The organism is Zarconia navalis LEGE 11467, assembly GCF_015207075.1.
GTDB lineage: Bacteria > Cyanobacteriota > Cyanobacteriia > Cyanobacteriales > Geitlerinemataceae > Zarconia > Zarconia navalis.
This window is the reverse complement of record NZ_JADEXN010000128.1, coordinates 1-10,650: the sequence shown is the minus strand read 5'-3', so window position 1 is coordinate 10,650 and position 10,650 is coordinate 1. Positions and strand designations below refer to the sequence as shown.

8 protein-coding genes and 1 pseudogene are annotated in these 10,650 nt (G+C 49.6%); 5 read left to right on the top strand and 4 right to left on the bottom strand.

All coding sequences use genetic code 11. From position 1 onward, the window contains the following. Nucleotides 1-2,244 (top strand): ATP-binding protein (locus IQ235_RS08885; RefSeq protein WP_264321119.1); only part of this gene is annotated, 2,244 nt, incomplete at its 5' end. 110 nt (nucleotides 2,245-2,354) lie between these two features. Here the strand turns inward: IQ235_RS08885 and IQ235_RS08880 are convergent. After that, a pseudogene (locus tag IQ235_RS08880) lies at nucleotides 2,355-3,468 on the bottom strand (geranylgeranyl reductase family protein). Between the two features lie 78 nt (nucleotides 3,469-3,546). Then, the gene (locus tag IQ235_RS08875; RefSeq protein WP_264321118.1) at nucleotides 3,547-5,247 is read right to left on the bottom strand and encodes a SpoIID/LytB domain-containing protein; all 1,701 of its coding nucleotides are present in this window, start codon (nucleotides 5,245-5,247) and stop codon (nucleotides 3,547-3,549) included. Nucleotides 5,248-5,460: 213 nt separating this feature from the next. Here IQ235_RS08875 and IQ235_RS08870 point away from each other — a divergent pair, with 213 nt between their 5' ends. The 4 genes from IQ235_RS08870 to IQ235_RS08855 all read left to right on the top strand — a co-directional run bounded on the left by IQ235_RS08870 (nucleotide 5,461) and on the right by IQ235_RS08855 (nucleotide 8,521). Further along, nucleotides 5,461-5,721 (top strand): sulfiredoxin, encoded by a 261-nt coding sequence (locus tag IQ235_RS08870; protein WP_264321117.1) that lies wholly within the window; start codon nucleotides 5,461-5,463, stop codon nucleotides 5,719-5,721. A gap of 119 nt (nucleotides 5,722-5,840) precedes the next feature. Next, nucleotides 5,841-6,311, top strand: a complete 471-nt coding sequence (locus IQ235_RS08865) for a Dps family protein (protein ID WP_264321116.1) — start codon at nucleotides 5,841-5,843, stop codon at nucleotides 6,309-6,311. A gap of 56 nt (nucleotides 6,312-6,367) precedes the next feature. Continuing rightward, nucleotides 6,368-7,015, top strand: a complete 648-nt coding sequence (locus IQ235_RS08860) for a helix-turn-helix domain-containing protein (RefSeq protein WP_264321115.1) — start codon at nucleotides 6,368-6,370, stop codon at nucleotides 7,013-7,015. A gap of 753 nt (nucleotides 7,016-7,768) precedes the next feature. Further along, nucleotides 7,769-8,521, top strand: coding sequence for a winged helix-turn-helix domain-containing protein (locus IQ235_RS08855; RefSeq protein WP_264321114.1), 753 nt, complete (start codon nucleotides 7,769-7,771; stop codon nucleotides 8,519-8,521). 249 nt (nucleotides 8,522-8,770) lie between these two features. Here IQ235_RS08855 and IQ235_RS08850 read toward each other — a convergent pair whose 3' ends face one another. Both IQ235_RS08850 and IQ235_RS08845 read right to left on the bottom strand, forming a co-directional pair. Next, the gene (locus IQ235_RS08850) at nucleotides 8,771-9,388 is read right to left on the bottom strand and encodes an AAA family ATPase (protein ID WP_264321113.1); all 618 of its coding nucleotides are present in this window, start codon (nucleotides 9,386-9,388) and stop codon (nucleotides 8,771-8,773) included. A 13-nt stretch (nucleotides 9,389-9,401) separates the two neighbouring features. Further along, nucleotides 9,402-10,421 (bottom strand): response regulator, encoded by a 1,020-nt coding sequence (locus IQ235_RS08845; RefSeq protein ID WP_264321112.1) that lies wholly within the window; start codon nucleotides 10,419-10,421, stop codon nucleotides 9,402-9,404. Nucleotides 10,422-10,650 lie beyond the last annotated feature (229 nt).

Sequence of the window (10,650 nt, the reverse complement as noted above, 5' to 3'; positions counted from 1 at the left end):
ATCCTCAGTTTGTTGCGAGAACTCAAACTCGAAAGCGCCTTGTCCATTGCTGGGGTGTGGGGACAAGTGACATTGAATCTTGCTAGCGATGGGTCTTCAGAAGCAAGCGATCCCCTTTTATTGGTGGGTCGCGAGTATGATGAAGACGCGATACTGCCAGATTTGTACCGAGCAAAGAATCGCGCTGCGCTGTGCGGCTTCTACGTCGCCAAGACCATTCTGGGCACCCTCTTTAACGCTCCGGTTCAGGCTTTAGAAAATGCGAAGCGAGCGGCGGAACAAATGGATGTCATGGTGGGTTCGGCAATGGTTGCCGCTCGCAACTTATACGAGTCTCTCGCATTGCTCGGGTGCTGTTCCCAGCTCGATGAGAGTCCGCTGCGATCGCAATATTTAGCGCGGGTGGAAGCCAACCAAAAGCGAATGAAAGTCTGGGCGCACTCAGCCCCAACGAACTACAAGCATTGCCACGAACTCGTTCAAGCCGAAACCGCCCGAGTGCTGGGGCAGCCTCTTGAAGCCATGGAATACTACGATCGCGCCATTGAGTCGGCAGCGGCGGCGGGATATTTGCGAGAACGGGCGATCTCCAACGAGTTAGCCGCTCGCTTTTACTTTTCCTTAGGGCGAGATAAAGTGGGCTACCTGTATCTCAAAGAAGCCCGTCAAAGTTATGCCTTTTGGGGCGCAAATCGAAAAGTTGCCGCCCTGGTTCGGGAATATCCCCAACTGGGTATATCTTGGCGGGATGCCGCCAAGACTGCATCCGATGGCAATAGCAGCATCCCTCTGCGCGTTGCGAGCACCTTTCTAGGACATCAAACTGATACCCTCGATTTTGCGACGGTGATGAAATCGACCCAAGCGCTATCGAGTGAAATCCTTTTGGAAGGATTGCTCGATTCATTGATGAAAATCGTCCTGGAAAATGCCGGCGCTCAAATGGGATTTCTAATTTTCGTCCAGGGCGATCGCCTTACCATCGAAGTGGCAGGTTCGGTGGAGCTAGATCGAGTCGCCGTTCGCTACTCCCTTCCCGTAGAAGAAAGTCACCAGTTGCCCGTTTCGATCGTCAACTACGTTGCCAGAACTCAAAAATCTATTGTCCTCAACGATGCTGCCTCCGACTCGAACTTCGTCACCGATCCTTATATCCAAGAGTACGAACCCAAATCGGTGCTGTGCGCCCCCATCCAAAATCAGGGCAAACTTATCGGTTTAGTCTATCTCGAAAATAACTTGGTCTCCGGTGCCTTTACCCCCGATCGCCTCAAAGTTTTGACCCTGCTGTGCGCTCAAGCCGCTATCTCTTTGGAAAACGCCACCCTCTACCAAAATTTGCAGGAGTCTGGCGCGCGGGAACGGGAAAAAAATACCGAACTGCAACGTTCTTTAGAAGAACTCGAACAAGCTCAACTTCAGCTAGTTCAAAGCGAAAAAATGTCCGCACTGGGTCAACTTGTTTCCGGTGTCGCCCACGAAATCAATAATCCAGTCAGTTTTATCGTTGGCAATATTACCCTTGCCGAGAATTACCTCGAAGATTTAAGCGGCCACTTAGAACTGTATCGCCAACAATTTCCTCAGCCGGGGGAGGAAATTGAAGAAAATGCCGAAGATATCGATCTGGACTATTTGATTGAAGATGCCCCCAAATTGATCGAGTCGATGAAAGTGGGAACCGATCGCATCCGCCAAATTAGCCAGTCGTTACGCACGTTCTCTCGGGCGGATACTGACGCGAAGGTTGCGGTGGATATCCATGAGGGTATTAAAAGTACCCTGTTGATTTTGAAACACCGCCTGAAAGCCAACGATAAACGCCCGGCGATCGAGGCGATCGAACAATACGGAGATTTGCCACCCATCGAGTGTTATGCCGGACAGCTCAACCAAGTGTTTATGAATATTTTGGCTAATGCCATCGATGCTCTCGAAGAAACCAATGAAGGACGGACTTATCAGGAAGTGAGTGCCGATCCGAATCGAATTACCATTCTTACTCAGATGAATGCCGACGAAACTCGGGCGATCGTTCGGATTCGAGATAATGGTGCGGGGATGACACCAGAAGTACGTCAGAAAGTTTTCGATCGCTTGTTCACCACCAAACCCGTAGGACAAGGAACGGGATTGGGATTATCCATCAGCCACCAAATTGTCGTCCAAAAGCACGGCGGCAAACTGAGCTGCGATTCAACTCCGGGAGAGGGAACGGAATTTACCATCGAAATTCCCATTTAACGTCAGTTCGGGATCGCACTTTCTGGCGAGGGTAGGAAATGGGGCATGGGCATTGGTGAAAGCTGGAGAACAAGGAAGAATTTAGCTCCTCTGCCCCCTCTAATTTTTTATCAGACTAGCCCCAAACTTATCTTTTTCAACGCCCGTTCTGCCACATCGGCGTAGCGAGCTTCGCCACAGAGTATTTGCACCATCCGATCGCAGGAACGGGGCAGCTTCACCCCAAACTTATACGCCACCAACGGAAAGCGATAAAACGCCTCCGCCAAGCGCTTTGCCCAAGCCATATCGGCTCCCCATTCTTCATTGACAACTTGGGTATAGCGCTCTAGAGCGTCGAGATCCCCAGCCAACGCCCCATCGATCGCCTCTGAGGCTTTCAATCCAGTAAAAATTGACGGACGAATCCCTTCTGCGGTGAACGGATCGACAACGCAGGCGGCTTCTCCGGCTAGCACGGCATTTTGGGTATGGAGGGTTTGAGTCCCGTTCCACAAAAATAAGGGATGACCCTGGCATCGATAGGTATTAATATTCACCTCAAACCCGTCGGAATAATTGACCAGAGGCGTTTTAAGATTTTGGGCTTTTTTTTGAGTTTTGCGAAATACGCCACTGCCTAGGGAATAGCCATCTGCTTTGGGAAAGTTCCATACGTAGCCGCTGTTAACCAAGCCAAATTCAAAATGGGCGATGTTGGTTTGGGCGACAGGTAAACGCGGCTCCACTTCGATCGCCCCACCCAGCACTCGCTTTCGATCTCGAAACCCCAACCAGTCTGCCATCGGTCCTTTCGAGCCATCGGCGGCGATCGCGTACTTCCCTTCAAATACTCCACGGGGCGTTGCAACCTGCCAGCGATCGCCCTTAAACTCAATGCCCCGAACGGGAGTGCGATCGTAGAGCGTTGCTCCCTGCTCTTGGGCTTTTTGGGAAATAAAGCGATCGAATGCAACACGCCGCACCATCCAGATCGGTTCGCCGCGCAATGTCACCTCCACCCATTTTCCAGGTGAACCGTGCGGTGTCCACTTTGGCAGAAACGACCGGACTAAAGTCGAAATCGAACCACTGGGCAACTTGCGGAGATACCCCACCACCGCAGGGTTTATCGCGAGGTAAAGCTTCTTTTTCTAGCAATAGAACCGAGCGTCCGCGCTTGGCGAGATGATACGCAGCAGTGCTACCCGCAGGACCCGCACCGACAATAATGCAATCGTACATGAGTTCGCATCAATAAGTTCTGCCCATCTTATCAACTCTACAGTCAAGATCCGAACGCGATCGGGAGAATTCCATACCCTACTGCGGTTCTTGCCAGAATACGATCGACTCGTTCACTGGCACGAGTTCGGTGCCGGGATAATAAAATTCAAGGATGCGATCGCTCGACCATCCCGATTCTGCGAGTTGAGATGCCCCGGACTGACTCATGCCCACGCCATGTCCGAAGCCTCCGCCAACAAAGGTGTATCCCGACAGAATTTTGGGTTTCTCCGATTTTGGCATATTGTCGGCTTCCTTTTCGGATTCGGAATCTTCTTCTTTTTCCTCTTCTTTGTAAATGGGTTCTAGATAAAAGAACGTACTAATAGGTGGATAGAAAGCATTGCGAATTTCGTCGTTGGGAATTTCGATCGGGCCGGTATCGGTTTGGACGACCATCTTCAACACTCGCCCGGAATGAGAACGATCGACGACTTTTACCTCGCTGACCGTATTAAAGTTCGCCGGTCGATTATTTTTCTCTAAGTAATATTTGAGAAACTGGGCGATTTCTTTGAGGCTGTTGCCCTCTTGCCAGCGAAAAGTATCCACCTCCTCTTCGTTAAACCCTTTTTTCAAACTTACAAATCGCCGGAAATTTGCCTCGTCGGCGAGGGTATTGTTCGCCAAGTCCCACACTCCGCTGACAGAGTCCACCACTGCTGTTAGATAGGGGCGTGGGGGACCGTTCCACACATCGTTGAAGGGAGCTGTCACACCGCCGGTAGAGGCGGAGTATAGGGTATCGGCAAGTTCGTTGTTGTAGGTGAGAACTTGACCGGCTGTCGCGGCGATCGCCCGATCGACGATCGCGTCAGTTCCTTCTAATCCTTTATAAACCTGACAATCGACGGTGGCGCAGAGTTGGTAGTCGTCGGCGGCAAAACGGCGCAGGTTTCGCAATGCGTAGGTTCTCGCGACGATCGCTTGGGCTTGCAAGGCTCCTTCGGGGGCAAAAGCGCCAATTTCGTAAGGAACCACACCGCGCAGGTAGGTTTCGAGAGGGACTCGATTGACGAGGGTATAGTCACCGTGGGCGTTGGGTTGAATATTGAAGCTGCCGCCGAAGGTGTGAAATGGCTCATCTTTGTCTTTGCCTTCTTTTACCCGCACCACACCCGTTCCCGAGGCGATCTCGAAGCGATCGCGATTGTATCGATAGCCATCTAGCACCCAATAGGCTTGGGGCTTTTTGGACTTCAGCCGACTATCGAAATGAATGGTGTCGTATCCCTGGTTTTTCAGGCTTTGCAGCAACCATCGTCGTAGGAAGGGGGTGCTGTATACATCTGGTTTTGCCCATACCTGCCAGCGATCGGGTTGGGCAATTTCCACTTCGATCCCTCGAGCTTTCCAAACGGCAGCGGTTTCTTCGGCACTCTCGAAGCTGCGATGGTTGCTCAAGACGATGCGTTCTTCGAGGGTGGGTTCGAGTTGCGCTTGCGAGGCGATTTGTATTTTGAGTTTCTCGGTTTGTTGAATTTGGGGTGTGCCGTCTCCTCCTGTAAAGGTAAGGGTAAGGCGATCGCCCTCGGGGGCCTCAAGAGTGAGTTCGTCTGTCGGTTCGTCCCCGAAGCGCTGCACGATCCCCACTTGCAGCTCGATATCTTGAGTTTGCTGGTTTTGCGCCCAGCTCACCTCCGGGATCGATCCAACCCAACATCCAGCACTTAGAAGGGTGGTTAACCATAGACTCCAGCGTTGCCGCTTTCCCTGACGTCGATCGCACCTTGTCATATTTTTATTGCCTTGACGTTACCCGAGGACATCGAAAATTGACCTGAAGTTGATTGTAGCGATTTTACCCTTGGAGGCGATCGAATCTGGGATCGCTTTTAATTTTTAGATTGTAAATCGAAGTCGATTCGAGTATGATTAAAGAGAAGGCAAAATCCAAATCGACGCTCGACAAATTAGCAAGCCGTTGTTAGCCTCAAACACTCCCAGCCCATGCAAGTCAAAGACCTTCCCATCCATAAAATTCGTCGTCCCCTCCCCCGATGCAACGACCCGGCAAAAGTTGCCGCTTTGATGGAATCCATCCGCGAAATCGGACTGCAAGAACCCATCGAGGTATTGGAAGTTGAGGGAGAATATTACGGTTTTTCCGGTTGTCATCGTTACGAAGCCTCTGTACGTCTGGGCAACGAAACCATTCGCTGTAACGTCCGTCGTGCCCCCCGTTCGGTTTTACAAATGCATCTAGCCTAGAGGTTTGCGCGACCGTCAATCAAACGGCACCGGTCGAACCCTATAGTTAGAAAAGACAAGCCGACGCGAATACTCAAACACAATCCACTCAAACACAATCCACTCAAACAGTAGAACCCATGCAAGTTGATATCGGTATTGAAAATAAAGCCCGAGAAGAAATCGCTCAGGGGCTGTCTCGGTTACTCGCAGACACCTATACTTTGTACTTGAAAACCCATAATTTTCATTGGAACGTTACCGGCCCGATGTTCCAAACGCTGCACTTAATGTTCGAGCAGCAGTATACCGAACTCTCAACGGCCGTTGATGAGATTGCCGAACGGATTCGGGCGCTGGGATTCCCCGCACCGGGAAGCTACAGCGAGTACGGTAAGTTAACCTCGATCGAGGAAGCCACCGGCGACCCTTCGGCAAAAGATATGATTCGAGAACTGGTGGTGGGTCAAGAAGCGGTGGTGCGGACGGCCCGATCGATTTTTTCCATTGCCGATGAAGCCAACGACGAACCGACAGCGGACTTGTTGACTCAGCGGATGCAGATTCACGAGAAGACAGCCTGGATGTTGAGAAGTTTGCTCGAAGAGTAAGAGATGATAGAGGAAATAGAGCTTAAGCCTTTAGCGCGTCTTTTTCCTCAACCAACATGACTGCTTCTAAGAATCGAGATTACACCCCCGAGTTGCGTCAGTTGATGCAAAAATCGGGGGTTTCTAGCTTTTTGGCCCTCTCTGTCAAAGCTGGGGTTTCCGAACATCAAGTGCGATCGCTCAGACGAGGGCAAGTTTCTCAAATGCGATTGGAAAATTTACTCAAACTCGCTCGTGCTTTGGATCTATCTTTAGAAGGGTTGCTCGCGACTTTCTCGAATATCGAGCTAAATCCGAAGGCGGCAAGTCTCGAACATCTTCAAGTCGAATACGATCGCCTGCAAGGGCAACTCGACACGCAACGAGCGGAGGCGATCGAAGAATTCAAAGAAGCGAGTCTGAATACCCTCGAATCTTGGATGTTTTATTGGCCCTCCGCTGCTTATGCCGCCCGTCAAGATCCCGAGTTTTCCGCGACGACGTTCTTAACATTAATCAAACCTGTCGAACAACTTCTACACCAGTGGGGTGTGGAAACCATCGGCGAAGTGGGCATGGAAACGTCCTACAATCCTCAAGAGCATCAACTCCTCAAAGACAGTGACCGTACCGAACCCGGTCAAACAGTGACCGTGTGCAGTATCGGCTACCGTATCGGAGCGCGCCTTCTCCACCGCGTCAAGGTCAAACCAACACAGTCTTAACCCGACTTGGAGCAGAGTTCGATCGAGCGATCGTGCCATGAGTGCGCGCGAAAGTATTGGGGGAAGGCGAACGGAGATCGAAAGCTCGATCGAGTCTGAGTGCGAAAAATTATTACCCCTTCAGACCTTGTTGAATAATCTAATTTGTTGAGCATTTATTTCAACAAACTTCCCTGAGTTTATGATTTGTTTAATCTGAGGTAAATTTAAAGTTATAAACGCTTGAAGTTGGCAAGCTCATCTCATACGTACGCAATTTTGCTCGCTCCAATTCTCGTAATATATCTTCAGACAAAGCAACTTTACAACACTAGATGAGTTTGCTCTCTTTAAGCCGACTTTTCCCCTTGAATTGGCAAAGCGGGAGCAAGTGCCATCAACAATAAGAGCCAACCTAGACAATTTTTGCTTTCTCGATATCGTTTTCAATCCGACAATACTTCCGTACAAACACACATACTAGGCAATTGAATCGAACGATACATCAGTATTAGTACGTAGTTTTTATTGAATTGAACCCGTTTTCAATTTTTATACATTCCACCTCAAATATGAAAATGGAAAATCTGAGATGGAAAATCTGAGAGCGAACAATTCTCAAGTATCTGCCTTGGAAATTCGATCGAGAAACCACAAAAAAGCATCTAAATTCTAAAAAACCAAATAATTTTAATGTTACAAAATAATTTTGCGATCGAATCGAAAAATTTTGTTGTATGAATAGAGTGGCGATAAAAACTAATCATACTTTATATGCTGGGTATTGAGTCTAACCACAAGATCTCTAAGCCAACAATGAACTCAACTCAACGAATCCTCGTTGTAGAAGATGAAGATCTCATTCGAGATATGGTTGTTTTGGGCTTAAAAGATGAAGGCTATCAAGTAACGGCGGCATCTGATGGAAGTCTGGCATTAACACTGATTCACGATCCAGGACTCGAGCGGGATAAATTTCCCTTCGATCTGATTGTTTTGGATATTATGCTTCCCCAGGTTAACGGTCTAGACCTGTGTCGATTGCTCCGACATCAAGGCAACCCCGTCCCCATTTTAATTTTGAGCGCAAAAAGCACTGAAACCGATCGGGTTTTGGGTCTAGAAATCGGCGCGGATGATTATCTAACCAAACCCTTCGGAATGCGGGAACTCATTGCTCGCTGTCGCGCTTTGTTGCGGCGCAATCGTACCCAACAACCCGATGAACCCGAAGCCCTTAAGTTTGGGACACTGACCTTATACCCCCAAGAGTGCCGAGTGTTGGTAAGTGAAGTGGAAGTGAACCTTGCTCCTAAGGAGTTTCGCTTATTAGAGCTATTCATGGGGTCTCCGCGCCGAGTATGGTCGCGAGAGCAGCTTCTCGATCGCATTTGGGGAATCGATTTTGTTGGAGATAGCAAAACCGTAGACGTACATATCCGCTGGCTGCGGGAAAAACTCGAGCGCGACCCCAGCCATCCCGAATACATTATCACCGTGCGGGGATTTGGCTATCGTTTGGGATAGCCGATTCGAGCTTCAAAGAGCGCTTCGCGAGATCGGAGGAAGAAACCGGTGTAGAAGGGCAAAGTAGCAGACAGACACCTTGAAGGGAAACGGTCAGACCTTGCTTCGCACCCAAGAGAATGCTGACAAGGCAAATCGGGTGTAAGGTTCGCAACTGGGAGGATAGGAAGATTCATTCTCTTTGTATCTGTTCGTTTTCTTTGCCTCTTCCCGAACGCGTCACCGGGTATCGGGATCTCTTCTAAATCTTCACCCGCCCTGGGAACTGAAAAACCAGAATAGTCCTCCGAGTGCCAGAACCGTAAAAACGGCCAGTGCGATGACGATCCATCGTAAGGTTCCCACCTGCTCTTCCGCATTGCGAAGTGCCAGCCGGATCAAATTGGTGCGATGTTCGAGTTGATCGATGACCACCTCAAATTCTTTGATCGGAGCTTGCATCGCTTCTCCTTGACTGGTGGATTCTTGCACGGCCGTCATCATTTTTTCATCCAGTTCGCGCTTGAAGTCGCTGAGGCTGTGATTCACCCGCTCCTCGAGCTGGTTGCCAGTGGTTTCTAGCTCTTGCCGAATTGTCGTTTGAATTTCAGACAGTTCGCCTCGCGTGGTTTCCCATCGATCGTTCAATGACGTTTCGAGTTCTCCAAAGCGCCGATCGAACTGCTCTTCTACCCCCGTGGCATTTTCGAGAATTGTCTGGGCGCGCTCGATATATTGTTTGAGTTCTCCATAGGTTTGTGCTAACCCCTCAAACTGAGCCTGTATTTGAGCCAGGCCGTCCACGATCTCGAAAGACTTTTCCATTCGGCTGCGGAGTTCCATCAGCTCTTGCTCGACATGTCCTAACTCGTTCATATTTTTGACCATCTTGTTCTAAATCTCACAGCTTCAGCATCTGACCCAAGCGCTCGAAACCGTGCTGAAGGGATTCGAGTTTTGTTCCGAGAACCGTATACTCATCGCTTAACACTCGCATCGTTTCGATTTTCGAGAGTGTTAAGAGGGTTTGGTAAGAAACGGACTCTCGTCCGAAAAGGCGATCGGCTTCTTGCAACAGAAACGGAAAACCCTGGGGACAATTCCAGGGACTCTCCACCGAACACAGCCAGCTAAAAGCTTCGTCGGTTTTTAGAGTCACCGCCTCTCGATAGAATAGTAGCAACTCCTCGCGGGACAATCCCCGTTTCACCCCTTCTTTAAAGCCAAATTTTAAATATTGAAATGCCGACAAGGTTCGGTCTTTCATGCGACGGGAACTCGCACCGGCTAAGTACAACGCCGCGATATTATTTGGATTTCCACGAAGATATCGGCTCAACCGCGCCAAAAGTTCCTCTAGAGCCTCTTGTTCTCCAGCTCGATCGATAATTTTCGATAATGCTGGAGCGTCAAAACCCTCAACCAAAGTTTGGAACTCGGGTTCGGAAAGGGATAGTTTGGATAAATCTGGCAGGGGCGACGAATCGTCGGTCTCGTCTTCTTCGGTACCCACTCGAGCCATGATTTTATCAAATAGCCCCGGTCCAACTTGACTGTATCCTTTGTGAACGGAGCGAATCGTGTTGGCGAGGTCTTCGGCGGCAGTATTTTTAAGGAGATACCCTTTTGCCCCCGCTCGCAAGGCATTCCCGAGGTAGGAATCGTTATCGTAACCACTCAAAACGATCACTTTCGTATCCCCAAAGCGCTCGCTGAGAATCTGAGTAGCGGCAATGCCATCCATCCCCGGCATTTGAATATCGAGGAGTACGACATCGGGTTTTAGCACTTCGACCTGTTCGATCGCCGTTTCGCCATCGTGCGCGCTGCCAACGACTTCAAGGTCGGATTCTCGTTCTAGCCAAGTTTGTAAGGCTTGACAAAGAATTGCTTGGTCATCGACAAGTAAAACTCGAATCATGAATTGTAAGCCCCAGTCTTGTGCGATTTTGAATGGTAGATGCGCCAGTTGCCCAATGATGTCACCCCAAGGATTTCATAGCTCGAACCCAAGAGAAAAATTTGACAGAGAAAAGTGGGAAATTGCGCCATAAACCTTAAACCCATCCATCCCAACCATTTATCGACCTAGAGATCTCGATCGATCGCCTCCGATGCCGGTAAACTCCATTGGGGTCGAACCAACCGAT